The organism is Accumulibacter sp., from assembly GCF_036625275.1.
GTDB lineage: Bacteria > Pseudomonadota > Gammaproteobacteria > Burkholderiales > Rhodocyclaceae > Accumulibacter.
The window spans coordinates 156,181-180,034 of the sequence record NZ_JAZKUD010000003.1 but is presented as its reverse complement, the minus strand read 5'-3'; the positions used below and the strand labels follow the sequence as shown (position 1 = coordinate 180,034).

Below are 23,854 nucleotides of genomic sequence, written 5' to 3'. Positions count from 1 at the left end.
ATCTGGAAAAGGTCATGTCTGCTCAGGTGCATCGCCCCGCGTCGCTCAGGTCGTCCGAAAGTGCCGCAACTATCCCATACAAATCATCACGCTGGAAGGTTTTGTTGAGGGGGTGTGAACGATTACGTTGCACATGCGATTCGCCAAATTCTTGCAAAAGCAGATGGCCAGAGCCGTCAGTCTGCTCTGGCGGCCTTTGTGAGGGTATGGACGCCCCCTCTCCCCCAACTCCTTCCCCGCGAGGAGGAGGGGAGTCAGGTATCCGCCCAACACTTTCGTTCGCCCTCCACGTCTATGTGGTGTGGGTCCAGTCTCGCCGGCATGATGGAAAATCATCGATGCAATACTGATCACAATCGGTTCACGCCCCGCTTGCCACATTATCGGTCCGGGTTTGTCGAACCCCCTCGCCGCGCCCGACCCCGTGATACTCGATCCCCAGACTACGTACCAGAACGGGGTCAAAAAGGTTTCGGCCGTCGAAGATCAGGGGCTGCTTGAGCAGCACCCGGATCTGCTCAAAATCCGGACTCTTGAACTCGCGCCATTCGGTGGCGATCAACAGGGCATCCGCGTCCTGCAGCGCCTCGGCAGGGTGACTCGCCAGGCTCAGCCCAGGAAGGTCGCCGAATACCCGGCGCGCCTCGTCCATCGCCACCGGATCGTAAGCCCGAATCGTCGCACCGAGACGCAGCAGTTCATGCACGATCACTCGACTTGGTGCGTCACGCATGTCGTCAGTATCCGGTTTGAAGGCCAGCCCCCACAGCGCGAAGCTGCGTCCCTGCAGGTTTCCCTCGAAGCGGGCGAGCACCTTGTCGACCAGCACCCGCTTCTGGATGTCGTTGACCGCCTCGACGGCTGCCAGGACACGAAGATCGATACCAAACTCCTGGCCGGTGCGCACCAGCGCCTTCACGTCCTTGGGAAAACACGAGCCACCGTAACCGGTGCCGGCATAGAGAAAGCGTGTGCCGATACGCGGATCGCTGCCGATACCATGGCGAACCAGTTCGATGTCAGCGCCGACGCACTCGGCCAGCCGAGCCAGTTCGTTCATGAAGCTGATGCGCGTCGCGAGCATCGCATTGGCTGCATACTTGGTGAGTTCGGCGCTGCGCGTATCCATCAGCAGCAGCTTGTCGCGGTTACGCGAAAAAGGGGCATAGATCGCCCGCATCAGCAGCGTCGCGCGTTCATCGTCAGCACCGACGATAATGCGGTCGGGGCGCATGAAGTCATCGACCGCGGCGCCTTCCTTGAGGAACTCCGGATTGCTGACCACAGCAAATTCCATGCTCAGCCCGCGCTTGGCCAGTGCTTCCTGCACGGCCGCGCGAACGCGATCGGCGGTACCGACGGGTACCGTGCTCTTGTCGACGATCACTTTGTAGTCGGTCATGTGCTGACCGATGTTGCGTGCAGCGCTGAGCACATACTGCAGATCGGCCGAACCATCCTCGTCGGGAGGCGTGCCGACACCGATGAACAGCAGCGTACCGTGATGTACTGCGGCAGCGATGTCGGTCGTGAATTGCAGACGTCCCGCTACGGCATTGCGCTTCACCATTGGCTCCAAGCCAGGTTCATGGATGGGGATCCCGCCGCTGTTGAGGATCGCGATCTTGTGTTCGTCGACATCCAGACACAATACGTGGTTGCCCATCTCCGACAGGCAGGCGCCAGTGACCAAGCCGACGTAGCCCGTTCCAATTACGGTCACTTTCATGGGATGACAATGTTCCTTTCAGACCTGGTAGTAGTTGCGATACCAATCGACAAAGCGCGCGATGCCCTCGGACAACAGCGTGTCTGGTGCGAAGTCGATCCATTTTTCGAGGCGGGAAGTGTCGGCATAGGTGATCGGTACGTCGCCCGGCTGCATCGGCAGCATCCGCTTCTCGGCCTCGCGTCCCAATCGTCGCTCGATGCAGCCGATGAAGCTCAGCAAGGGCACCGGTTGATGATTGCCGACATTGAATACGCGATATGGCGCATCACTGGCGGACGGATCTGGACGGTCGGCAGTATAAGTCGGATCGGGCCAGGGAATCCGGTCATTGACTCGCAGCACGGCCTCGACAATGTCATCCACGTAAGTAAAGTCGCGCTGCATCCGCCCGTGGTTGAAAACCTCGATCGGCCGCCCTTCGAGGATCGCACGAGTGAACAGGAAAGGCGCCATGTCGGGCCGGCCCCAGGGACCATAGACCGTGAAGAAGCGAAGTCCGGTGGTCGGCAAACGATAGAGATGACTGTAGGTATGTGCCATCAGCTCGTTGGCTTTTTTGGTTGCGGCGTAGAGGCTGACCGGATGGTCGACATTGTCCCCCTCGGAGAAAGGCATGCGTGCGTTCCCGCCGTAGACGCTGGAACTCGACGCGTAGACCAGATGCTGAATCGCATGCTGGCGGCAGCCCTCAAGGACGGTCATGAAGCCGACGAGGTTGCTATCGACGTAGGCATTGGGATTGGCGAGTGAATAGCGCACACCGGCCTGTGCCGCCAGATGGATCACGCGATCAAATCCTTCGCTGGCGAATAACGTCGCCATGGCTCCCCGATCGGCGATGTCCATCTCGATGAAGCGGAAGTCACCCTGCCCTGCCAGACAGGCAAGGCGGGCGCGCTTGAGAGTCACTTCGTAATAGTTATTGAGGTTGTCGATGCCCACCACCGTGTCGCCACGACAAAGGAGGCGCTGCGCGGTGTGCATGCCGATGAAGCCGGCTGCGCCGGTGACGAGAAGTTTCAAGGGGTGGGGCTCCGGAAAACGGGTTCCTCTCTACCATGCTTTGGGCTGGAAGCGGTCATCGTTGAGAATCGCCATGCTGTCGCCGGTTTGCGCCAGAACGAACAACCCTTGCCGATAGGCATGGCGAGCGACTTCCGGGGGAACCACCATCGCCGCCACCGCCCCCATGGCCCGTACATCGGCATAGCGCGGCAGCATCCGTTTGAATTTCGCCAGCCGCTCCAGATGCTCGTCTACATCGGACTGCGCCAGTTTGCTTTTCACTTCCACCAGTACCGCCTCACTGTCGTTGACCACCAGCAAATCAATCTGTATGCCTTCGTTATGCCGGTCGACCGATACGTCGGGATGCACCTCATGGACGACGATGCCTCGTGCCTGGAACAGCCGTACCACCGCCGGTTTGACCAGTCCTTCGACAAACTCGCCGAGTCGGTTGCCCAGTTCTCCGATCCTCCTGCCGACCTGCTTCAATTGCCGATCGGTTTCCTGAAACTTTCGATCGGTTTCCTGAAACTTTCGGTCGGTTTCCTGAAACTTTCGGTCGGTTTCCTTTTGTGCGTCCGCAATTTCGCGGAATAGTGCCCAGACCTCATCCTGCGTTGTACCACTCATGTCCTGGTTCTCCATCCGGTGCCAGACTGAATCTTAATGTGAAAGCGGCATCAGCGACTCACGAATCTCCCTCCCCCACTTCGACTTGCCGCCGAGACGACCGCATGCACGCCCGTCATGGTGAGCGACGTTCAGCAACCAGCTTGTCCAGTAGCGCAAGCATCTCTATCGCCAGGGCCGTACGGTCGTATTTCCTGGCCGCCGCGAGACCGTTGGCGCGGTATGTATCGTACCTTGGGCGGTCATTTCTCAGGGCCTTCATCTGAGCCACCAACTCCTCGGCGTTTTCAGGCTCGAAGACGATCCCCACATTCTCTGCACGCACCATCTCCGCCGATTCACCGGCCACGCCGTGCAGTACCGGCAAGCCCATGCCCATACATTCGAATAACTTGGAGGGAATCACCGTCGTGAACAGCTCGGTTTTCCGAAGGTGAATGATCGACACATCCAGCAGCGACCAATAACGCGCCACCTCATCCTTGGGCACGGTGTCCACAAACGTCACATTCTGCAGCCGACGCCTGTGTGCTTGATCCTGAAGTGCCGGTTTGCGGGCACCGTCGCCAAGCAGGATGAAGTGAAAATCTTGTCCGAGGCCCTCGGAAATGAATTTCTCCGCGGCGTCCAGAACTGTCTCGAGGTGGTGTGCCAGGCCATGGGTACCCACATAGCCACCCACGAATTTGCCTTCCAGGCCCAGCTGTTGGACCAAAAATGGATCTCTCGGCATGGGCTTGAAGCGCGCCATGTCCACACCATTGGTGACCACTCTGATCTTGTTGCCATCGATGCCACGCCTGATCAACTTGTCACGGAAAGCATGGGTCACCGTGACAATCAGCCTGGCCTTTCGATAGAGGAACAATTCCAGTTTTTCCAGCCAGCGGATGGCCGTTGAATCCTGCATCGCCCCCACGGCCTTGATCGACTCGGGCCAAAGGTCACGCAGCTCAAAAACGAATGGTATCCGCTTGAAAACGCTCAATACCCATGCCGCGCAGACTGTAAAAAACTGGGGGGAGGTACCGACCACCACATCCACGCGCTGGACAAGGAGTCCAGCCAGGGTGGCGGCCACCATGAAGCTTTGATAATCGAGAATTCGTTTGACGAAGCCCTCGTTGGCCGTAATGTAAGACCAGACCCGGATTAGCCGAATACCTTCGATGATTTCAGCCTGCCAAAGCCGATTGCGATATCCCGCATAAACGCGACCCTTTGGAAAATTTGGCACACAGGAAATCACCGTCACCTGATGGCCTGCCTTGACCCACTCGCGGCAATGCTCGAAGGTGCGGCTGGCAGGTGCATTCACTTCCGGCGGGAAGTTGTCGGACAAGAACAGGATATGCATCTCACTCCCAGGAAAAATCGACGATCAGTTCAGCGCTGTCGAACTGAATCTCAATACAGTGACTGGGTACGGATGCCCCGAATTGCGGGTGCCAGGTCGAAGACACCACGTTCGCCGTACCGCCAAAGACAGACCAAAGGAGTCTGTGACCACTCTGCAGATGCAGTTCCCGATTCCCCGCGACCTGAACGTCTGGATGCAGGTAAAAACGGCAGACGGCCTTTCGGAACTGTCCGGATAGCGAATCGATCATGCGCAGGCGACCCTTGGCAAATGCCCATTGCCGCTGGTGCATCGGATGGCCCGGCAAACGCCGATATCCGTCATGTGTGCAACGAATCCGCAGTTCCTCGCCTTCCATCCCCAGTTCTCGCCAGATTTCCGGTACGCTCGGTCGGGCCCGGCGCGCAACCCGGAAGCCGGCCCAGACTTCCGATGAATCTTCACCATCGATCTCAACCGTATTGTGTGCAGCGGTACTTCGCTGGCGCAGCCGTTCGGTGTCCTCGCCGTAGCGGGACGTCCCGGAATTGACCAGGACCCGCTGCCCGAAGAGGCTCAACTCAAAGCCGAGCGTGTCCGCGTGTGCATGACCAGGCTGGTAAGCCGGTCCCACGGCAGCCACATCCAGCAAGGCCTTGCCACCCTGCTCCGGAAGGACGACGATGTAACCGGTATCACGAAGATAAGTGCAGGGAGTGCAGGACAAGGCTTCGGTCAGGCCTTTGCTTTCCAGACAACCCAGGGCTCCGGCATAGGCCTTGATTTGTCGAAACTGCGGCGCAATGCCAAAAGCTGCATCGTTGAAAAAAGAGATTTCCCCGTCTGGATGGCACATGCTTTCGAGCCAGGCCAGCCCCCGTTCAATCACGCCACGCCATGCCGCTGCCCGTTCAAGCAGCTCGGGGACAGCACTTCGCTCAGCCAGGTTCACGAGATCGCACATATCCCAAAGCAGGGTCGAGTGATACATCGGAGAAAGTTCAAAATGGCCACCATCCGGCAGGAACTGCTCGCTGATCTCCCGATCCAGGATACGCAACCCGCCCTTCAACCACTGCCCCCCCTGATCGCCGGAAAAAAACGCTCCGGCGAAGGTCAGCGCCTTGCCATTGGCAAACAGGTGGTTCGCAAGAATGTGGCGTTCCTCCTGAACCGCAAGGGCCTGCGCCTGCCTGCCGATACTGACGAGCCATTCCGGAGAGACTTGTGTTTGCCTCGCACACCATTTCACCAGGTTCCCGATTCGCAAGGAAAGTGGGTAGGGTTCCCAGCCATGACCGGCGAGTGGTGGATTGTCATCGATCCAGCGTTGAATCAGCCATCCTTGCTGATCGGAGCGTGCATCTGCATCCACTGCGTTGAGGTCGTCAAGATAATGGAGGTTATAGAGCCACAGCTTGGTCTTGTTCACCGCATTCCAGTCACCGGCCGTCTCGACGCGGCCGCGCTCTCCAAGGAACTCGAATACGCCCTGGTCGATATGGCTACGCGGTGCAATCAACGGCGCCACCCAGGGCCGGACCCAGGCTCTCCGGGAAAGCTCGGTAATCGATGCAAGGGCCTGCCGGGTGACCAGAGGCCTGGCCAGGCGGTAATACAAACGGTAAGCAATCTGCTCCCCGCGCAGATGTCGGACGGTGTGGAACAAGCGCGACAGGTGCCCGGAACCGATCATGAGTCCTGGTGGCGTGCCGTCAGCAGTTGCTCAAGTGCCGCCACAACCTGCGGGCCGGTTTGCCGGTCCCATTTCAGTACGATTTTCATCAAATCCAGCGCCGCGAAATCGCTTGCAACAACGAGTGCTATGAAGTTCGTCACGAGTCATCGGAGATTCTCAGCCACCTCAATGCTGATCCGGCTGACTTCCAGAATTTCAGCCAGCGCGATCGGAGTAAGCTCGCCCTTCTCGACGGCGCCGACGAACCTTGCCGCACAATTCTTTTGTCCCTTGTCTTGCCGCCACAGGTTCATCTTCGTGAAGCCTGGCCAACCGAATCCCGTGAGCTTCCGGAAATTGTCCAGTTGCAAGACTCGGCCGGCAGCAAAGACTTCCAGGCGTTCCTTGGGATAGGACTTGCTGCCATTGGCGAAGTAGTGAATCGTGCCGATCGACCCATCGGCGAAAGCCAACTGGATTGTCACCGTATCGGCGGTTGCCGCCTGCATACGAACACTGCAATGGGCTGTAATCTCGACGCCGGCCAGGAAACGCAACAGATCGATGAAATGGCAGCCCTCACCGATGATCCGCCCGCCCCCCACAGCCAGATCCTGAGTCCAGTGTTCAGTGGGAATGGCACCGGCATTGACGGTCATCACAAAAGCCTTGGGACCTCTGGCACCTTCAAGCAGCGACCTGATCTTCTGTACTTGAGGGGAAAAGCGGCGGTTGAAACCGACCATTACCACCGGAGAACGGCCAGTCGCCACCGCGATTGCATGCGCTTGTTCGATCGCTGCTAATTCTTCATGCTTCATTGCCAGCGGCTTTTCCACGAAGACGTGCTTGCCGGCTGCGAGTGCCTGGCAAACCAGAGCGGCATGACTGTCGTGGCGAGTTGTAATCACCACCGCGTTAACCTGCGGGTCGGCAAAAATACGGTCTGTGTCGGTGGTGCTTGCCTCAAAACCATACTTGCGACCGGCATGGAGACCACTGACACCGCCGTTCGATGCAACCACTTTCAAGCGAGCGCCGGCTGCCTTGAAAGCCGGGATCAATACCGCCGTGGCGTAGTTACCCGAGCCGATAAAGCCCAATGCCGCATTCCCGGCGGCAGCACAGGGATCTGCCAACCTGACGCTAGAGCGACGCACTTCAACTTCCGGCTTGTCGGCAGGCGTCGGATACCGCAAGAGGATGCCCAACGAGGATGCTGCACTGCCTATCAAGGCATACGCCTCCTCTGCCGCATCAATTGGAAAGCGATGGGAAATCAGTGGCTGCACGTTCAAGCGGCCATCCGCGAGCATGTCCAGCACGGCCTCGAAGTTGCGCTGCTCGGTCCAGCGTACGTAGCCTACCGGATAGTCCTGACCTTTCTCTTCATAGTTCGTGTCATAGCGACCCGGCCCATAGGAACAAGAGACCTGAAAGGTCAGTTCCTTCTCGAAGAAGTCAGCGCGTGAGAGTTCAAGCCCGGTCACCCCCACCAGTACGATGCGCCCGCGCTTGCGACTCATCAACGCCGCCTGATGCACTGGGGCATTACTCTGGGTGGAAGCCGTAATCAGCACCGCGTCCACCCCGCGCCCGCGGGCAAAGGCTTGTGCCGCCGCGACCGGGTCCTCGCCAGCCGCGAGATTCACCACTTCCGCACCGAACTCTCTGGCCATGGCCAGTTTCTCGGCATCGAAGTCGATACCCAACACCCGACAGCCATGGGCACGCAGCAACTGCACCGCGACCAGACCGATCAGCCCCAGCCCCGTCACCACCACCGCTTCGCCGAGAGTGGGCTGAATGAGCCGTATTCCTTGGAGTGCGATCGCGCCGATCACTGTAAATGCCGCCTCCTCGTCGGAAACGACGGGGGGAATTCTCGCACAGAGGTTGCCCGGAACAGAGACTACCTCGGCATGTTTGCCGTTCGAAGCCACCCGGTCACCGGGTGCAAAACCGGTTACCCCGCTTCCCGTCTCCATCACGACACCGACATTACAGTAGCCAAGCGGCAAAGGCTGATCAAGCTTGTTGAATACCGTCTCGACTGTCGGTATCAAACCGTCGGTCTTGATCTTGTCCAGAACCATGCGCACCTTGTCGGGCTGTTGACGTGCCTTCTCGATCCAGCCAGCCTTGCCGAACTCCACGAGCATACGCTCCGTGCCAACGGAGACCAGGGAGACCGTGCTGCGGATCAATACTTGCCGGTGCATCACCACCGGGCAGGGGATCTCGGCAACCTCAGTCGCACCTGTTTTAAGTGATTGCAGAATCTGTTTCATGACGACTTGGGGGCCCGGTTAATCGTTTCTGTTCTTCGGAAAAGCTGAACTCGCAAAAATGATCGCCGTTTACGACCATTCTGGCTATACAAAGCATTAGCAAGGTAGAAAGCTCGACTTCACGCCACTCACGTTTCTCCTCGGAAAATGGTTGAATAATCGCCAGGTGATGGCCGACATCTTTCGGCCAGAATCTCCTCTTCACCAGCTTATCACCCTGCCAGACGACAAGCTGGCGGAAATCATCAATCTTTGCGATCAGATCACCCTGCTGAATATTGATCGTTTCATTAATTCCTTCAAAGGGTTCACCGCGGGCCGTTAAAATGATGTTGACCAGGTCACCTCGCTCGCTGGTCAGTACAATCGCCATATCTTCGTCACGCGTCATCGCATTGCTATAAACGGTGGTGATGCCCCATTTATCCGGCAGACTCGACCAACAAAGCATATGCACTGCCAGATCCAGCCAGTGACCCACATTACCGCAAACCCTTGTTCCTTCCTCGGGCTTACGATACCAATGCTCGGGCCCTAACACATGGCCGCTGATGAAACAATTCAGGGTCAGTGGTTGGTCCACCCCTTTCATCAAGTGATACAGATGGCGCACCGCAGCAGAAAATGGTCGGTTATATCCGGCAAAAATCTGCCCGCTCGTTCTCCGAATGGTTTCATTGAGTCTTTGTAATTGCTCGATACTGACGCTAATCGGCTTTTCCAGGTAAACGATTTTTCCAGCCAGCAGTCCTTGAACGGCATAGTCCGTGTGCGAGGCATGATTGGAAGCAATATATAGAAACCTTACGCGCTCGTCAGTAATGACCTCCCGAGCGGAAACATCGTCTTGTGCAAGACCAAAGAAAGAGGCAAAAGAGCGCTGCTTGTCGACATTGATGTCGTAGCAAATGGCGAACCGATTCCCATATCGTCGCCAAATCGAGAAGCCAATCGTTGCAAAAGCAAACTGCCCACAACCAATAATCCCGATATCCGCCTTCCCACTTTTCCACAGCCTGGCAGCAAAACCATTATTCGGTCTTACCCGACCAAGAATCTTGAATATCGTTTTCCCGAGACCATAAATGGTCATGAACCGGAGAATCTTGCTTACTTCTAAAATCCTTCCACGCGCACTCATTGTAACGACTCACCCTTTACGCTGCCACCGGAATGGCAGCAAGTGCGGGAAGTTCCCGGCTCTTGCGGCCGCCTCGATGACGGTGCCGAGAGAGTCGTGCGCATCCGCCGGGTGTGCTTCACCGCGCTGTCGTAGCCGCTCGATGGTCGCGGCGTGGTGAATCCACAACCCTTCCGGCGGGTCGATTCGCGCCGCGCACCTGGTAGCCGGGTTCTGATTCAGCCGGTCCTGACATTCCCTGGCGTCGTCCAACCGGCGGATAGACGCTTCCAGCCGTCGCTTCGCCGGCAGCTGCTTCAGCCACCTGGCGTCCATTTGCAGAAGGTCGTGTTTGCGAAGGGGCATGGCGCTGAATCGACGTTGAGTGGCAGAACCGTGAGCGTCTATGAGAAAGCCGGCGCCTGGCCTGACTGCTCCCGACTTGCCGCTGCTCCCCGACAAACCGCCGACGATGGCGCACGACGATGAGTACGTCTATCGCAGCACCATTCCGACCAATATACCAGATTTCCGGCTTGATTTAATCTGTTGATTTATATTGGTAATTGGCGCACAAAATCTGTGCGAGCATGTTATGAACCATTTGTAATCAATGGCTTGGAGAATTTATGCCGGGCATTGCCATCAACATGCCACACCCACACCAGGCGCAAGGGAAACTCGTACCCCCAGGAGCCCGCTCCAGTCCTTCCCCGAAGCTGCAGAACTGTCGTTTGCCAGGGATTTCATGGGGTGACTTGCCAGCGGCGGCGTTATGGCGTCTAATCGACCTGTATCCTGGCACGGGTGATCGGTGATTGCAGGTACTGCGGCGAGGTACCGCCGCCATCCGGTGCGGGCAGACGGAGAAAGGCGCTATGTTTTCGCCCGAATGGTGGCACTGGATGGTCCTCGGACTGATCCTGACGATGGCCGAAATAGCCATCCCGGCATTTTTTCTGGTCTGGTTTGGCATCGCGGCGGCAGCCGTCGGCGTCATCCTGCTGGCCGCGCCGGAGCTTGCCCTGGCAAGCCAAATCCTGCTCTGGGCAGCGCTCTCGGCCATGCTGGTCGGTCTCTGGTTTCGCTATCTCAAACCACGCACAAGGACTGCCATCGGCACCTCGGCCGCCAGCGTGGGCGGTGAGGTCGGCGTCCTGATCACCGGAATCACCCCGGATACCCGTGCCCAGGTGCGTTTCCAGAAGCCGATTCTCGGCGCCGACGTCTGGGAGTGTTACGCCGACACAGCGATCAGGGCGGGTGAACGGGTTCGCATCGTCGCTGTTGAAGGCAGTTACATCAAAGTGGAGCAAGCAAGATGACTGGTATGACCATATTTTCGATTGTTCTCCTCATCTTTGTCGCGGTCACCGTCGCCAATGGCGTTCGTATCGTTCCGCAAGGCGAGGAGTGGGTCGTGCAGCGCCTCGGCAAGTACCATAGCACGCTGCTGCCAGGACTGCGCTTTATCATTCCCTACATCGACATCGTCTCCTACAAGGTCACTACCAAGGACATCATTCTCGATGTCCAGGAGCAGGAGGTAATTACACGGGATAACGCGGTGATCGTGGTCAATGCCATCGCCTTCATCAAGGTCACCGACCCGGTAAAAGCCGTTTATGGCGTTCAGGATTACTCTGAAGCGATCCGCAACATGATCATGACCACCCTGCGCTCAATTGTCGGTGAAATGGAGCTGGACCAGGCGCTGTCATCGCGGGATACCATCAAGGCACGTCTCAAAGCCGGTGTTGCCGACGAAGCACTGGACTGGGGACTGACCGTCAAGTCGGTTGAAATCCAGGACATCAAACCCTCGCAGTCGATGCAGCGCGCAATGGAAATGCAGGCCTCGGCCGAGCGGGAGCGCAAGGCGATGGTCACCCGTGCCGAAGGCGAAAAGCAGTCGATGATCCTCACCGCCGAAGCACGCCTGGAATCGGCCAAGCGCGATGCTGCAGCGCAGGTGACCCTTGCCGAGGCTTCTTCGCAGGCGATCACCAAGGTGAATCGTGCTTTTGGCGACAACGAACTACCGATGCTCTATCTGCTCGGCGAGAAATACATCACCAGTCTCAGCAAGATCGCCGAGTCCGACAACGCCAAGATCGTCCTCCTGCCTGCCGACATTCAGAACACCTTGCGCGGACTTTTCCAGCGAGTAAGCAGGAACGGTCAGTGACTTCCGGCAAGTCATCTCCGTTTCCCTCGCCCTCACGATAATGGAGGGGCAATGAACGCAGGCTGGATCATTTTTGGCATTTGCATCGTTTTCGTTCTCGGCGCCGCGCTGCCACTCATCCACGATCGTCGTGCCCACAAGGACGCGCCCCTGCCGCGCAAGGAAACGCTGCGCGACTGGCGCAACGAGAAGTAGCGTCAGGCCACCAGGTTTAACCAGAATCATGACAGGAGTCGGCATCGTCTTCTTCCGCAGCCTGGGTCACGTCTCGCTCATGATGGCCGAAAAGACCCCGGCCGCTTTGCGAACGCCCCTGGCGAGGCCGCTCTACCCGTCGCCGTCAGTCGAGCCAGCGAATCGGCGACACCAGTCCGGGCGCTTGCCGCGCCGTGCCTGGCAGCCGGACCTGCCACCATCCGGCTCGCAGCCCGACCCTGTCAGGCGGCCAGTACCTTTCGCAGGCCACGCATCACGGCCCCGAGTACGGGCAGTTTCATATACAGTTGCGGATGGTTCTGCCACCGGAAGCAGCCCTCTGGGCTGAGGGCGCCGGCATCCAGCGATTGGTCAAACCGGACGGCGTCGATCTCCTGCCGACCTTCGACCTGGCCCTCGCAGCGCTGGCCGACTGGCGCGCCGCACATACCTGAAACAAGCTCCCCCGGAGGTTTCCGGGTCAGGCGGACGATACCGCGGCCTGCCTCCGGACAAAACGGACCAGCCCATGCGCGTCTTCGACGCGCAGCAGACGTCCGGCATATTCGAGTCGATTCAGGTGCGCTATCGCTTCGCCCATGGCGAACATCGTCTGATGCGGATCGAGATCCCGCGAGAACAAGGTCATCAATAGCTCGGCAGCGCTGCGCGGCGTGGTGCAGTGCTCTTCAAGCACCTGCAAGCGCTCCTGGTGGTGTGCGTGCAGCGCCTTGACCCGGTTCTCGATGCCGTAGAAAGGTAGTCCATGCGAGGGAAGGACCAGGGTTCCGGCAGGCAGTTCGCGATAGTGATCGATCGACTGCAGATAGTCGCCGAGCGAGTCGGCCAGGGGGGTGACGGCAAGGACGCTGACATTGGTCGAGATCTTCGGTAAGAGCATGTCGCCGGAGATCAACACGCCAAGTTCTGCGCAGTAGAGCGCCGCATGTTCCGGCGAATGGCCGAAACCAATGCGGACTTGCCAGCGATGTCCGCCAATGGCCACCTGGTCGCCGCCAAACAGGCGCTGGTAATGCGTCGGCAGGCTCGGTACACCGCGGTTGTAGCCACCGCGGCGACGTTCCAGTGCCGCGCAGCGATCGGCATCGAGGCCGTGCGCACGAAACTGCTGCAACATCGGCTGATTGCCGTGGCCGCCCACCTCGTGCCAGACTGCATGTGCCGTCAGATACTCGCCCACCGTCATGCACACCGGCGCACCGGTGCGCTCCTGCAACCAGGCGGCGAGGCCGAGGTGATCAGGGTGGAAATGCGTGACGATGATGCGAACGATTTTTCCGCCACGCGCCGTGGTGGTCAGACGGAAGAGGATGCTCTGCCAGTATTCCTTGACCGTCTCGAGTGCAAAACCGGTGTCGACGATGGTCCACCCGGCATCGTCTTCGAGCAGCCAGAGGTTGATGTGGTCGAGGGCGAAGGGCAACGGCATCCGCAGCCAGTGGATACCCGGAGAAACCTCGAAGGTCTCGCCAGCGGCGGGCGGGGTGGCAAAAGGGTAATCTGGCAGCATCTCGGGGCGGATTGTAAAAAACGCTGAAATCTATACACTGGACGCGCTCGGGGGCTGACTGCCGCCAGCGCCGAGCTGCACCATTCTACACGTGATTCCTTTCGTGCCGTCCCGTGCCGAGGCAACTCGGCACAAGCTTCCAGAGATTACAATTCGCAGCCATGCACAAAGCCCAGGATTCCCACTTTGCCGAACGCGTCCGCGCCAGCTTTGCGCGGCAACAGGCCATGAATCTGATCGGCGCCCGCATGGCGGTGGTCGAGGCAGGTTACACCGAGATTCATCTGCCGTACAAACCCGAAGTCACACAGCAGCACGGCTACATTCACGGCGGCGTCGTCGGCATGATTGCCGATTCGGCGGCGGGTTACGCCGCCAACACCCTGACGGCGGCCGACACCGAGGTATTGACCGTCGAGTACAAACTCAACCTGCTAGCCCCGGCCGAAGGACAACTGTTGATTGCCGAGGGATCGGTGATCCGCTACGGGCGAACACTGATCGTGACCCGCGCCGAAGTGTTTGCCGTCAGCCATGGCCGGAAGAACCTGTGCGCGCTGATGCAGCAGACCATTATGGCGGTGCATGGCAAACACCCCGCCAAAACCTGACGGTCATGACCGTTTCCAGGCACCCCCGATCATCAAAGTCATGACCGTTTCCCTCCCTTGCAGGGCGCAGTCCGGCTGGCACGCCGGAATCGCTCGATGGGCGCGGAGCAGAGGCTCCGCGAATTCCCCATCTCGCCCCCCAACTCTTCCCACGGCCCGCGCTGCATCGCGGGCCGGCTACGGCGGCACGGAGCAGTGCTCCGCGAAACCTCGCCTTCGTTCTCCGCGAGAGGGGAGGTTCGTGAGTCGCATACGCGATTTTCACATTAACGCGACTTTCCCATTCACAAGGAACGACAGACATGCCCTACCCGAGCCTAAATTTTGCCCACGGCGAAACCATCGACATGCTGCGGGCAACCGTTCAGGCTTTTGCCGCTGCCGAAATCAGGCCGCGCGCCGAAGCCATCGATCGCGACAACGTCTTTCCCGCCGATCTTTGGCAGAAGCTGGGTCGCATGGGCCTGCTCGGCATCACCGCCGAGGAGGAGTACGGCGGCAGCGGGCTCGGCTACCTCGCACACATCATCGCCATGGAAGAAATCTCCCGGGCTTCGGCGAGTGTGGCCCTCTCCTACGGCGCGCACTCGAATCTCTGCGTCAATCAGATTCGCCGCAATGGCAATGCCGCACAGAAAGACCGCTATCTGCCCAGACTGATTTCCGGAGAACACGTCGGGGCACTCGCGATGTCGGAAGCCAACGCCGGTTCGGACGTGGTCAGCATGAAATTGCACGCCGAGCGCCAGGGCGACCGCTTCGTCCTCAATGGCGGCAAGATGTGGATCACCAACGGCGGGGACGCCGACACGCTGGTGGTCTACGCCAAGACCGACCGCGAAGCCGGCTCGAAAGGCATCACCGCTTTCATCGTGGAAAAGGGAATGCCAGGTTTCTCCTGCGGGACCAAACTCGACAAGCTCGGCATGCGCGGATCGAACACCTATCCGCTGTTTTTCGATGACTGTGAAGTGCCCGAAGAAAATGTCCTCGGCCAGTTGAACGGCGGCGTGCGCGTGCTGATGAGCGGCCTCGACTACGAACGCGCGGTGCTCGCCGGCGGTCCGTTGGGAATCATGGCCGCGGTCATGGATCTGGTCCTGCCCTACATCCATGACCGCCAGCAGTTCGGCCAATCGATCGGTGAATTCCAGTTGATGCAGGGCAAGATCGCCGATCTGTACACCACCTTCAACGTCTGCCGCGCCTACGTCTATGCCGTGGGCGCGGCTTGCGATCGCGGCGAAACGACGCGCAAGGACGCCGCCGGGGCCATTCTGTACGCGGCCGAAAAGGCGACCTGGATGGCCGGCGAGGCGATCCAGATCCTCGGCGGCAATGGCTACATCAATGAGTACCCGGCGGGTCGCCTGTGGCGCGATGCCAAGCTCTACGAGATCGGTGCCGGCACATCGGAAATCCGCCGCATGCTGATCGGCCGGGAGCTTTTTGCCGAAACGCTGTAAAACCTCGCTATCCAACCAAACCCTCTATGGACCGCCAGTAAGATCATGACCTGCACGCTGCGCGCCCTCAGCGCTAACGACACCACCGCCATCGACCACGTTCGCCAGTTCTTCCGCAATTACGCCGCGTGGCTCGGCGTCGACCTGTGTTTCCAGAATTTCGAAGCGGAAATGGCATCGCTACCGGGCGCCTACGCCCAGCCTGACGGTCGCCTGTTCTATGCCGAACGCGACGGACAGCCGGCTGGCTGCGTCGGTATTCGGCCCTTCTCAAGGGGTCTTTGCGAACTGAAGCGGCTGTATGTCGAACCCAGCCAGCGCAGTTCTGGGATCGGCCGCGCCCTGACGATGGCGGCGATCAAGGCGGCCAAGGAAATCGGCTACCGCAAGCTGCTGCTCGACACGCTGCCAACCATGCGCGTTGCGGTCAAGCTCTACCGCGAACTGGGTTTCAAGGAAACGCCGGCCTATTACCAGACGCCGCTGGAAGGCACGATGTTTCTCGCCCTCGATCTCGAAAACTGGTCGGAGGAAGCCGTCGTCAACGAAAACCTCTTTCACCTGTTCGACTTCAACCGCGCCTGGTCGAGTCGCATGCAGGAGATCGATCCGGGATACTTCCTCAAACTGTCGCGCCTGCAGACACCTCAATACCTGTGGATCGGCTGCTCGGATTCGCGCGTGCCGGCCAATGAGATCGTCGGGCTACTGCCGGGCGAGCTTTTCGTCCACCGCAACGTCGCCAACGTCGTCGTACATACCGATCTCAACTGCCTGTCGGTGATCCAGTTCGCCGTCGATGTCCTCAAGGTCAGACACGTCATGGTCGTTGGCCACTACGGTTGCGGTGGCGTCAAGGCGGCACTCAATCGGGATCGTGCCGGGCTGGTCGACATCTGGCTGCGGCATGTCCGCGACGTGCACGACAAACATCTGGCACTGGTCGATACCCTGCCGCCAGAGCAGCAACATGATCGACTTTGCGAACTCAATGTCCTCGAACAGGTGGCTAACGTCTGCCAGACCTTCGTCATCCAGGACGCCTGGCAGCGCGGCCAGCCGCTGACCGTGCACGGCTGGATCTACGGCCTGCGCGATGGACTGATGCGTGATCTCGGGTTCACGGTGCACCGTCACGAAGACCTGCTGCCGAATTATCTCGCGGCACTCGCGGGGCTGCAGGTCTGAGTCGCAGACGCAACGTGCACATGAAAAATCCTGCCATGCCCCTTTCATGGCCACTTCCCTGCCCCTGCCGATTCTCCCGCAGCGCAGCCGCGACCGCGGAGACTCCTTGACTGCAGCTGCCGAGCGGGCGCTGGCGTCCCTCACCACCTACCTCAAGCTGCTCGCCACCGCCCTGGTCTGGGGGGCAACCTGGATTGCCGGCCGGGTGGCGGTCAGCGAAGCCTCGCCACTGGCCGTGGCCAGTTGGCGCTTCCTGCTCGCGGCGCTGGTCCTCGGTACGCTGGTGGTGATCCATGAAGGCTGGCCGCGCTGGTCGTTCAAGGAGTGGCTGACGCTCGCGGCGCTGGGTGCGAGCGGCATCTTTCTCTATAACCTGTGTTTTCTCTACGGCTTGAAGATGATCGAGGCCGGACGCGGCGCGCTGGTGGTGGCGCTGACGCCGGCGGTGGTCGCGACCGGTGACTGGCTGCTGTTCAGGGCGCCGATGTCGTCGACCAAGGCTGCCGGCATCGCGCTGGCGATGTTTGGCTGCCTGCTGGTGGTCACCAACGGCGACCTCCGTCTGCTGCTGACCGGCAAGGTGGGTCTCGGCGAATGGCTGATCATCGGCTGCAGCGTGCTGTGGGCGGTTTATACTTTCGTCGGCCGGCGCGGCACACGCTCGCTGTCGCCGTTGGCGATGACCTTCGGCGCCAGTCTCACCGGCTGGGGGATGCTGACCGTTGCGGCGCTACTGCAGGGTTCGCTGTTCGCGCTGACGGAAATCACCTGGCGTGGCTTGAGCGCGATCGTTTTCCTCGGGCTATTCGGTACGGCCCTTGCCTTCACCTGGTACGCCGAAGCCGTACAACGCATCGGCGCGACGCGCTCGGCGGCGTTCATCAACCTGGTCCCGGTCAGCGCCGTCATCCTCGGCGCCGTGCTGCTCGACGAACGGCTCGGGGTCGTGATTCTGTTCGGCGGCACGCTGGTCATCGCCGGGGTCGTCATCACCAATCATGCCGGCGCGCGTCTGGCGGCCGGCGTCATCAGCAAGGAGAAAATCCAATGATATTGACACAGGAACAGGAAATGATCCGCGATTCGCTGCGCGTTTTCGCGCAGGAACGCCTGGCGCCCTACGCTGCCGAGTGGGACCGCCATCACACCTTCCCGGCCGACGCGCTGCGCGAACTCGGCGAACTCGGTGCGCTTGGCATGGTCGTTCCCGAGCAATGGGGTGGCGCCGGCATGGATTACCTGTCGCTGGTGCTGGTGATCGAAGAGATCGCCGCCGGCGACGGCGCGACCTCGACGATCGTCAGCGTGCAGAATTCGCTGGCCTGCGGCATCACCCTGAAGTACGGCAGCGACGAACAGAAGGAAAACTGGCTCAAGCCCATGGCACGCGGCGAGATGCTCGGCTGTTTCTGCCTGACCGAACCGCATACCGGCTCCGATGCAGCGGCCATCACCACCCGCGCCGACCGCGATGGCGATCATTTCGTCCTCAACGGCGTCAAGCAGTTCATTACCACCGGCAAGTACGCACAGGTAGCGATCGTCTTTGCCGTCACCGACAAGACTGCCGGCAAGAAGGGCATCTCGTGTTTCCTGGTGCCAACCTCGACTCCCGGTTACATCGTCGCGCGCATCGAGGAAAAGATGGGCCAGCGCGCTTCGGATACTGCGCAGATCCTCTTCGAGAACTGCCGGGTCCCGGCTTCCTGCCTGCTCGGCAAGGAAGGCGACGGCTACCGGATTGCCCTGTCGAACCTCGAGGCCGGGCGCATCGGCATCGCCGCCCAGTCGGTCGGCATGGCGCGTGCCGCTTTCGAAGCCGCGGTGCAATACGCCAAGGAACGCGAAACCTTCGGCAAGCCGATCATCGAACATCAGGCGGTGAGCTTCCGTCTTGCCGACATGGCAACGCAGATCGATGCCGCCCGTCTGCTGGTCTGGCGAGCCGCGACCTTCAAGGATGCCGGCAAGCCCTGCCTCAAGGAAGCGTCGATGGCCAAGATGTTCGCCTCCGAAATGGCCGAAAAAGTCTGCTCCGACGCCATCCAGATTCTCGGCGGCTACGGCTATGTCAGCGACTTCCCGGTCGAGCGGATCTATCGCGACGTCCGTGTCTGCCAGATCTACGAAGGGGCCAACGACATCCAGCGCCTGGTGATCGGCCGCGCCGTGACGGGTGATTAGCGATCAAAGCGGGTCGCCAGGGAAAATGACTGCTGGGGGATGCGCATGAAGGCCATGATTCTGGATGCCCAGGGCCAGCCGTTGCGGCTGGCCGAGGTGCCTCGGCCGAAACCCGGGGCTGATCAGGTTCTGCTCGAAGTACGGGCCTGCGGAGTCTGCCGTACCGATCTGCACGTCATGGACGGCGATCTGCGGCACCCCAGGCTACCGCTCGTTCTTGGCCATGAAATCGTCGGTGTCGTTGTCGAGAAAGGCGCCAGGGTGAAACGTTTTGCGCTTGGCCAACGCCTTGGCGTACCCTGGCTGGGGCATACCTGTGGCCATTGCCGCTACTGCGTGCGCGGTTCCGAGAACCTTTGCGACGCGGCAGAGTTCACCGGCTATACGCTCAACGGCGGTTACGCCGAGTTCGCATTGGCCGATCAGCGCTACTGCTTTGCACTGCCAAATGAATACCCGGACGCCGAAGCGGCGCCGCTGCTCTGCGCTGGACTGATCGGCTATCGTTCGCTGGTCGCTGCCGGCGATGGGCGGTGTCTGGGCATCTACGGTTTCGGCGCGGCCGCGCACATCATTGCGCAAGTGGCTCGCTGGCAAGGCCGCGAAATATTCGCCTTCACCAAACCGGGTGATGTGGATGGCCAACAATTCGCTCGCCAGTTGGGAGCTGCCTGGGCCGGCGATGCCGACAGCGCACCGCCACAGGAAATGGACGCCGCGATTCTCTTTGCGCCGGTCGGTGACCTGGTTCCGCAGGCGCTCCGTCACACCGTCAAGGGCGGAACGGTGGTTTGCGCAGGCATTCACATGAGCAACATTCCCGAATTCCCTTACGCCATTCTCTGGGGAGAGCGCTGCGTGCGCTCGATCGCCAATCTGACCCGCCGCGACGGCGAGGAGTTTTTTGCCATCGCCCCCCAGGCCGGCGTCCGCACCGAAGTGACACGATTTCCCCTGGAATCGGCCAACGATGCACTACAGCAATTGCGGGCAGGCCAGATTCGCGGTGCAGCCGTTCTTGTCGCCGGCTAGCATGCTGTGAACCGATGGTCGTTGATGTCGAAAGTCGCGCCAGCGACTCACGAATCTGTCCTCCACTCGCGGGCTTGGGGGAGAAGGAAATGCTCATGACCATTAAGCACCCGGCAATCCTTCGCCAGTGAGGCAGATTCAGGCAGAATGGCGGAATGCGTCCTTCTCCCGTTTTTCCGCACCTTGGCCAATGGCCTGGACGGTTTGCGATGCTGCTCGCCGTCATGAGCAACAGCGTGCTCGGCCAAACGTCCTTGTCGGCTGCTCTCGATGAGTTTCTGCGTATCCAGACACAAGGATTGCCAGGCAAAGTCAGTTATGGTGTCGGCCAACTTGATCAGCATGCCCAAAACACCCCATGCAGCGCCTTTGAGCCCTTTCTGCCGCCGGGAGGCCGACTCTGGGGAAGAGCAATGGTCGGCGTACGCTGCCTGGCGCCGAAAGTATGGACCGTGTATGTGCCCGTACAGGTCAGAATTACGGGAAACTATCTGGTTACGGCACGCCAGCTAACGCCCGGCCAGGTCGTGACCAATACCGACCTGCGTACGCAAAGCGGCGATCTCGGCGTGCTGCCAGCCAACGTCGTGACCGACCCCGCCCAGGCCATTGGCAAAACCGTCAGGAACGGTCTCGCTGTGGGTCAGCCTCTTCGCAGCGATCTGTTGACTGCACCATGGCTCGTTCAGCAAGGGCAAAGCGTCAAGCTGTTGTCCACCGGCGCAGGGTTCACGGTCAGTAATGAGGGAAAGGCCCTGAACAACGCCACTGAAGGCCAGATTGCGCAGGTGCGAACCGCTTCCGGACAGGTCGTCAGTGGCGTCGCCCGAAGCCCTGGTGTTGTTGAGGTGTCGTATTAGTCGCAGATCTTGCTTGCCTGGTGCGAAGCCCCCTCTCTATTTTGCGAAAATAAATGTTAAAGTTTAACCGTTACCCGCCGATACACTGGTTGAGTACAACCGTTTTAAGGGCACGGCCATGAAAATCGACAGCACAACCCCTACCTCCACCAGCGCTGTCACCGAGATGCGTCATCGCACCAGCGTCAGCCAGCCGGCAACCAGCGCTGCTACGGAAGTCCACCTCAGTGAACTTGCCGGACAGCTACAGTCTCCCGGTGAAGCTTCGACCTTCGACGCGGCGCGGGTTTCTGAAATCAAGCAGGCAATCGCCGAAGGCCGCTTCACGATCAATTCCGAGGCGATTGCCGACCGGCTGATCGCCTCTGCCAGCGAACTCGTCGCTTCTGCCAGGCAGGCCTGATTCCCGAAGCCTTGATGGCGACGATGGCGGACTTCCTGCCAACGGTCGAGGCCGAAGTCGCCGCGGCAAAGCGCTTTGTCACCCTTCTCGAACTTGAGCAGGAGATGCTCACCAAAGGTGAGGTTGAGCATCTGCAGGAGTTAGTGCAGCAGAAAAACGGGTTGGCCGTCAAACTGGCGACCCTCGCCGAGCAGCGTCACCAGGCGCTCGCGGCAGAGGGCCTGACCGCAGATCGCTCTGGCTTGTCCGCCTGGTTTTCAGCGCACCCGACGGCGAGCCGTGCCCATGCCGCCTGGACCTTGCTGCTGTCGATCGCCAGTCAGGCGCGCGAACTGAATCGGATCAATGGCGAATTGATCCAACTGCGCATGCAATACAACGCACGGGCACTCGAAGCACTCCTGGGAACCCACAGCGCCCTCGGCCTCTATGGCCCGGATGGGCAAAACACCCTGCCCAGCGGTCCCCGCATCCGCGACAGCGCCTAGCAGCCTTACATGGTCGCCCCTGGGTTTGCCAAGCATTCAATTGGTGACGGTTCGAAGGGTAAAGGTTGCAGCCATACCTTCGGACTTTGATCGAGACGATGCTACGACAGCGATCCCTCGTCGAAACGGTCATCGACGAACTGAAAAACCTCGGTCAGATTGAGCACACCCGCCATCGCTCGCCCATCCACTTCGCCGTCAACTGGCTGGCCGGCCTCATCGCCTATGGCCTCATGCCCAACCAGCCCAGACTACCGCTTCAGGACTTCCGCCGGCTCTCACCGTCCCCCAAACTTATCCCGAACTGACGTTATTTACGCTTCCATACAGGAAAAAAGCACCGGCTACAGCGTTCATCAAAAGCCCACAGCCGGCACAAGGAACCGGGCTGGCGCGCGTGGCTTACCGGTGCGCACCCGGCTCCGGGGTTTTCTGTGGCTCGCGCATCTGGACCTTGATCAGATGCTGCAGGATAACCATCAGCGCGGCCGCGCTCATTCCCAGCATGAGGACGCCGTTGATTGCCTCGAGCGGGCCGAGGAGCTTCCAGGTCTTGCTCATGACGATATCGCCGTAGCCGAGGGAGGCGAAATTGACCGCCGAGTGGTAGACCGCCTCGTAGCTTTCGGAAAACTCGCCTAGCCCGATGAAGAGGAATCCCCAAAGGACAACCTGGAGCAGAGTGCCGGCCATCAGGGTGACCATGGCCACCAGGAGCAACCGGATGCCGGCAGTCGCTCCCCGCAGGCCGTTCTGCGCCCGGGTGAGCTGGCGGATGTAATAGCGGACGCACCAGAAGGAAACACCCGCCTGGATCGCAACACAGACAAGCATGAGGGGTAGGCCGACGAGGAAGTTGGTCAGGATCATGCGGTTTTCTCCTCGGAAGGGATGAGCGGACGGGAAGAGGTTCGCCGGTCGTGCCAGCGCTCGAGCAGCCAGATAGTGGCCCACGCGTAGAGCGCGACGGCGACGAACAGGGAGGTGCGCACGAGCGCGCCCTGGAACACACTCTTGCCGTTGGCGCTGTCCTCGATCGCGGGGCCAAGCAAAATCAGCGCGGTGATCAGCGCATTGCTCCAAAACGATGGGCGGAAACGCGAACGCCGCGCCCCGGTCAGCGCCGAGCCGGCCCACAGTCCCGCCGCCATCAGCCAGAGGACCAGCATCCATAGGTTCGGCCAGGCCGACAGGCCGGTCCACACCGCGGCTGCGAGGAATGCGCCCATCAGCGTCGAACCGACCAGTTCGCGGCCGGCCGAGCGGGGATTAGTCTCGCCGGCCTGCTGGCCGAGGGCGACGGTCTTGAGGACGGCCGCCAGATAGAACGACGGATCGGTCAGCGCGAGGATGAAGACCGGCATCACGATGACCGTCGCGCGCCCGGCGATCCATGCCGCAACCGAACGTGTCGGTTTGGGCAGGCGGGCAGCAGCAGTGCCGGCTTGCGGCGGATCGGGGAAGAAGGCGGAGGACAGCGTGCCGACCAGGGTGCCGACGGCGATGCCGGTGGCCAGCGTCAGTGCCAGCGCGCCGACCAGCGCCTGGCTGACGACGCCGGCCACCGGCACCAGCGCGAAGGCGATGACCAGCACCATGGTCAACGGGCTGCCGCTGAGCTGGCCGCTGAAGAAAATCGCGAAGAGCAGCAGCGCGGTGAGCAGCACGCCCGCCGCCGCGTAGTGCTCGAGCAGCGGCACCATGACGATGCCGGCGGCAACCAGCATGGCGAGCAACCCGGCGGCGACCAGACCCTTGCCCAGCGGCAGCGGCGGCTCCGGCCTCGCGAGCACCACCACGGCAAACACGCAGACGACGTAGGGTGCCGTCAGCCCGCCGCCGTAGGCGATCGCCGCGGCGAGCCCGAGCCCGAAGGCGAGGCGCAGGGTGGCCTTGTCGCTGCGGTGCAT

The 23,854-nt window shown here is 60.4% G+C and carries 24 protein-coding genes and 1 pseudogene; 14 read left to right on the top strand and 11 right to left on the bottom strand.

Annotated elements, in window-relative coordinates; all coding sequences use genetic code 11:
• Nucleotides 1-361: 361 nt before the first annotated feature.
• From V5B39_RS03200 to V5B39_RS03165, 8 genes are all read right to left on the bottom strand, one after another.
• Nucleotides 362-1,729, bottom strand: coding sequence for a UDP-glucose dehydrogenase family protein (locus V5B39_RS03200; protein ID WP_332341398.1), 1,368 nt, complete (start codon nt 1,727-1,729; stop codon nt 362-364).
• Nucleotides 1,730-1,747: 18 nt separating this feature from the next.
• Nucleotides 1,748-2,755 carry an NAD-dependent epimerase gene (locus tag V5B39_RS03195; RefSeq protein WP_332341395.1) on the bottom strand — a complete coding sequence of 336 codons (1,008 nt, stop codon included), beginning with the start codon at nt 2,753-2,755 and terminating at the stop codon, nt 1,748-1,750.
• Nucleotides 2,756-2,785: 30 nt separating this feature from the next.
• Nucleotides 2,786-3,370, bottom strand: coding sequence for a DUF3782 domain-containing protein (locus V5B39_RS03190; protein WP_332341393.1), 585 nt, complete (start codon nt 3,368-3,370; stop codon nt 2,786-2,788).
• 115 nt (nt 3,371-3,485) lie between these two features.
• Nucleotides 3,486-4,727 carry a glycosyltransferase family 4 protein gene (locus tag V5B39_RS03185; RefSeq protein WP_332341391.1) on the bottom strand — a complete coding sequence of 414 codons (1,242 nt, stop codon included), beginning with the start codon at nt 4,725-4,727 and terminating at the stop codon, nt 3,486-3,488.
• 1 nt (nt 4,728) lies between these two features.
• Nucleotides 4,729-6,405 carry a heparinase II/III family protein gene (locus V5B39_RS03180; RefSeq protein WP_332341389.1) on the bottom strand — a complete coding sequence of 559 codons (1,677 nt, stop codon included), beginning with the start codon at nt 6,403-6,405 and terminating at the stop codon, nt 4,729-4,731.
• A gap of 146 nt (nt 6,406-6,551) precedes the next feature.
• Nucleotides 6,552-8,678 carry a bi-domain-containing oxidoreductase gene (locus tag V5B39_RS03175; protein WP_332341387.1) on the bottom strand — a complete coding sequence of 709 codons (2,127 nt, stop codon included), beginning with the start codon at nt 8,676-8,678 and terminating at the stop codon, nt 6,552-6,554.
• A complete protein-coding gene (locus V5B39_RS03170; protein WP_332341385.1) occupies nt 8,653-9,771 on the bottom strand; it encodes a Gfo/Idh/MocA family protein in 1,119 nt (372 codons plus the stop codon). Before V5B39_RS03170 ends, V5B39_RS03175 begins: the two co-directional genes overlap by 26 nt.
• A gap of 57 nt (nt 9,772-9,828) precedes the next feature.
• Entirely contained in the window at nt 9,829-10,164 is a 336-nt protein-coding gene (locus V5B39_RS03165; protein ID WP_332341383.1) for a hypothetical protein, read from the bottom strand.
• 512 nt (nt 10,165-10,676) lie between these two features.
• On the opposite strand from V5B39_RS03165, the gene V5B39_RS03160 reads away from it, so the two are divergent.
• From V5B39_RS03160 to V5B39_RS03145, 4 genes are all read left to right on the top strand, one after another.
• Complete coding sequence (locus V5B39_RS03160) at nt 10,677-11,123, top strand: NfeD family protein (protein WP_332341382.1); 447 nt, start codon at nt 10,677-10,679, stop codon at nt 11,121-11,123.
• Nucleotides 11,120-11,986 carry an SPFH domain-containing protein gene (locus tag V5B39_RS03155; RefSeq protein WP_332341381.1) on the top strand — a complete coding sequence of 289 codons (867 nt, stop codon included), beginning with the start codon at nt 11,120-11,122 and terminating at the stop codon, nt 11,984-11,986. The genes V5B39_RS03160 and V5B39_RS03155 overlap by 4 nt, the downstream gene beginning before the upstream one ends.
• A gap of 51 nt (nt 11,987-12,037) precedes the next feature.
• Entirely contained in the window at nt 12,038-12,181 is a 144-nt protein-coding gene (locus V5B39_RS03150; RefSeq protein WP_332341380.1) for a hypothetical protein, read from the top strand.
• Between the two features lie 194 nt (nt 12,182-12,375).
• Nucleotides 12,376-12,636, top strand: a complete 261-nt coding sequence (locus tag V5B39_RS03145) for a hypothetical protein (protein WP_332341379.1) — start codon at nt 12,376-12,378, stop codon at nt 12,634-12,636.
• A 26-nt stretch (nt 12,637-12,662) separates the two neighbouring features.
• Here V5B39_RS03145 and V5B39_RS03140 read toward each other — a convergent pair whose 3' ends face one another.
• Nucleotides 12,663-13,712, bottom strand: coding sequence for an MBL fold metallo-hydrolase (locus V5B39_RS03140; RefSeq protein WP_332341378.1), 1,050 nt, complete (start codon nt 13,710-13,712; stop codon nt 12,663-12,665).
• Nucleotides 13,713-13,873: 161 nt separating this feature from the next.
• Here V5B39_RS03140 and V5B39_RS03135 point away from each other — a divergent pair, with 161 nt between their 5' ends.
• The 10 genes and pseudogenes from V5B39_RS03135 to V5B39_RS03090 all read left to right on the top strand — a co-directional run.
• A complete protein-coding gene (locus V5B39_RS03135) occupies nt 13,874-14,323 on the top strand; it encodes a PaaI family thioesterase (RefSeq protein ID WP_332341376.1) in 450 nt (149 codons plus the stop codon).
• 302 nt (nt 14,324-14,625) lie between these two features.
• Nucleotides 14,626-15,789 carry an isovaleryl-CoA dehydrogenase gene (locus V5B39_RS03130; RefSeq protein WP_332341375.1) on the top strand — a complete coding sequence of 388 codons (1,164 nt, stop codon included), beginning with the start codon at nt 14,626-14,628 and terminating at the stop codon, nt 15,787-15,789.
• 45 nt (nt 15,790-15,834) lie between these two features.
• Nucleotides 15,835-16,977, top strand: a complete 1,143-nt coding sequence (can, locus tag V5B39_RS03125; RefSeq protein ID WP_332341374.1) for a carbonate dehydratase — start codon at nt 15,835-15,837, stop codon at nt 16,975-16,977.
• A 106-nt stretch (nt 16,978-17,083) separates the two neighbouring features.
• Entirely contained in the window at nt 17,084-18,028 is a 945-nt protein-coding gene (locus V5B39_RS03120) for a DMT family transporter (protein WP_332341372.1), read from the top strand.
• A complete protein-coding gene (locus tag V5B39_RS03115) occupies nt 18,025-19,161 on the top strand; it encodes an acyl-CoA dehydrogenase (RefSeq protein ID WP_332341371.1) in 1,137 nt (378 codons plus the stop codon). The genes V5B39_RS03120 and V5B39_RS03115 overlap by 4 nt, the downstream gene beginning before the upstream one ends.
• A 45-nt stretch (nt 19,162-19,206) precedes the next feature.
• Nucleotides 19,207-20,193: a zinc-dependent alcohol dehydrogenase family protein gene (locus V5B39_RS03110; protein ID WP_332341370.1), complete on the top strand. Its 987-nt coding sequence runs from the start codon at nt 19,207-19,209 to the stop codon at nt 20,191-20,193.
• Between the two features lie 209 nt (nt 20,194-20,402).
• Nucleotides 20,403-21,053, top strand: a complete 651-nt coding sequence (flgA, locus tag V5B39_RS03105; protein ID WP_332341369.1) for a flagellar basal body P-ring formation chaperone FlgA — start codon at nt 20,403-20,405, stop codon at nt 21,051-21,053.
• Nucleotides 21,054-21,171: 118 nt separating this feature from the next.
• The gene (flgM, locus tag V5B39_RS03100; RefSeq protein WP_332341367.1) at nt 21,172-21,456 is read left to right on the top strand and encodes a flagellar biosynthesis anti-sigma factor FlgM; all 285 of its coding nucleotides are present in this window, start codon (nt 21,172-21,174) and stop codon (nt 21,454-21,456) included.
• A 14-nt stretch (nt 21,457-21,470) separates the two neighbouring features.
• Nucleotides 21,471-21,944, top strand: coding sequence for a flagella synthesis protein FlgN (locus V5B39_RS03095; protein WP_332341366.1), 474 nt, complete (start codon nt 21,471-21,473; stop codon nt 21,942-21,944).
• A gap of 101 nt (nt 21,945-22,045) precedes the next feature.
• A pseudogene (locus V5B39_RS03090) lies at nt 22,046-22,252 on the top strand (transposase); the annotation flags it as partial.
• A 94-nt stretch (nt 22,253-22,346) separates the two neighbouring features.
• Here the strand turns inward: V5B39_RS03090 and V5B39_RS03085 are convergent.
• Nucleotides 22,347-22,814, bottom strand: coding sequence for an ion channel (locus V5B39_RS03085; RefSeq protein ID WP_332341365.1), 468 nt, complete (start codon nt 22,812-22,814; stop codon nt 22,347-22,349).
• Nucleotides 22,811-23,854: a hypothetical protein gene (locus tag V5B39_RS03080; protein ID WP_332341364.1), complete on the bottom strand. Its 1,044-nt coding sequence runs from the start codon at nt 23,852-23,854 to the stop codon at nt 22,811-22,813. Before V5B39_RS03080 ends, V5B39_RS03085 begins: the two co-directional genes overlap by 4 nt.

Coding starts and splice junctions, on each gene's coding strand:
- V5B39_RS03130 (WP_332341375.1), top strand. CDS start 14,626: ATGCCCTACCCGAGCCTAAATTTTGCCCACGGCGAAACCATCGACATG.
- V5B39_RS03135 (WP_332341376.1), top strand. CDS start 13,874: ATGCACAAAGCCCAGGATTCCCACTTTGCCGAACGCGTCCGCGCCAGC.
- V5B39_RS03185 (WP_332341391.1), bottom strand. CDS start 4,727: ATGCATATCCTGTTCTTGTCCGACAACTTCCCGCCGGAAGTGAATGCA.
- V5B39_RS03140 (WP_332341378.1), bottom strand. CDS start 13,712: ATGCTGCCAGATTACCCTTTTGCCACCCCGCCCGCCGCTGGCGAGACC.
- V5B39_RS03200 (WP_332341398.1), bottom strand. CDS start 1,729: ATGAAAGTGACCGTAATTGGAACGGGCTACGTCGGCTTGGTCACTGGC.
- V5B39_RS03155 (WP_332341381.1), top strand. CDS start 11,120: ATGACTGGTATGACCATATTTTCGATTGTTCTCCTCATCTTTGTCGCG.
- V5B39_RS03110 (WP_332341370.1), top strand. CDS start 19,207: ATGAAGGCCATGATTCTGGATGCCCAGGGCCAGCCGTTGCGGCTGGCC.
- flgM (WP_332341367.1), top strand. CDS start 21,172: ATGAAAATCGACAGCACAACCCCTACCTCCACCAGCGCTGTCACCGAG.
- V5B39_RS03175 (WP_332341387.1), bottom strand. CDS start 8,678: ATGAAACAGATTCTGCAATCACTTAAAACAGGTGCGACTGAGGTTGCC.
- V5B39_RS03085 (WP_332341365.1), bottom strand. CDS start 22,814: ATGATCCTGACCAACTTCCTCGTCGGCCTACCCCTCATGCTTGTCTGT.
- V5B39_RS03095 (WP_332341366.1), top strand. CDS start 21,471: ATGGCGACGATGGCGGACTTCCTGCCAACGGTCGAGGCCGAAGTCGCC.
- V5B39_RS03160 (WP_332341382.1), top strand. CDS start 10,677: ATGTTTTCGCCCGAATGGTGGCACTGGATGGTCCTCGGACTGATCCTG.
- can (WP_332341374.1), top strand. CDS start 15,835: ATGACCTGCACGCTGCGCGCCCTCAGCGCTAACGACACCACCGCCATC.
- flgA (WP_332341369.1), top strand. CDS start 20,403: ATGCTGCTCGCCGTCATGAGCAACAGCGTGCTCGGCCAAACGTCCTTG.
- V5B39_RS03150 (WP_332341380.1), top strand. CDS start 12,038: ATGAACGCAGGCTGGATCATTTTTGGCATTTGCATCGTTTTCGTTCTC.
- V5B39_RS03080 (WP_332341364.1), bottom strand. CDS start 23,854: ATGCACCGCAGCGACAAGGCCACCCTGCGCCTCGCCTTCGGGCTCGGG.
- V5B39_RS03170 (WP_332341385.1), bottom strand. CDS start 9,771: ATGACCATTTATGGTCTCGGGAAAACGATATTCAAGATTCTTGGTCGG.
- V5B39_RS03115 (WP_332341371.1), top strand. CDS start 18,025: ATGATATTGACACAGGAACAGGAAATGATCCGCGATTCGCTGCGCGTT.
- V5B39_RS03180 (WP_332341389.1), bottom strand. CDS start 6,405: ATGATCGGTTCCGGGCACCTGTCGCGCTTGTTCCACACCGTCCGACAT.
- V5B39_RS03165 (WP_332341383.1), bottom strand. CDS start 10,164: ATGCCCCTTCGCAAACACGACCTTCTGCAAATGGACGCCAGGTGGCTG.
- V5B39_RS03190 (WP_332341393.1), bottom strand. CDS start 3,370: ATGAGTGGTACAACGCAGGATGAGGTCTGGGCACTATTCCGCGAAATT.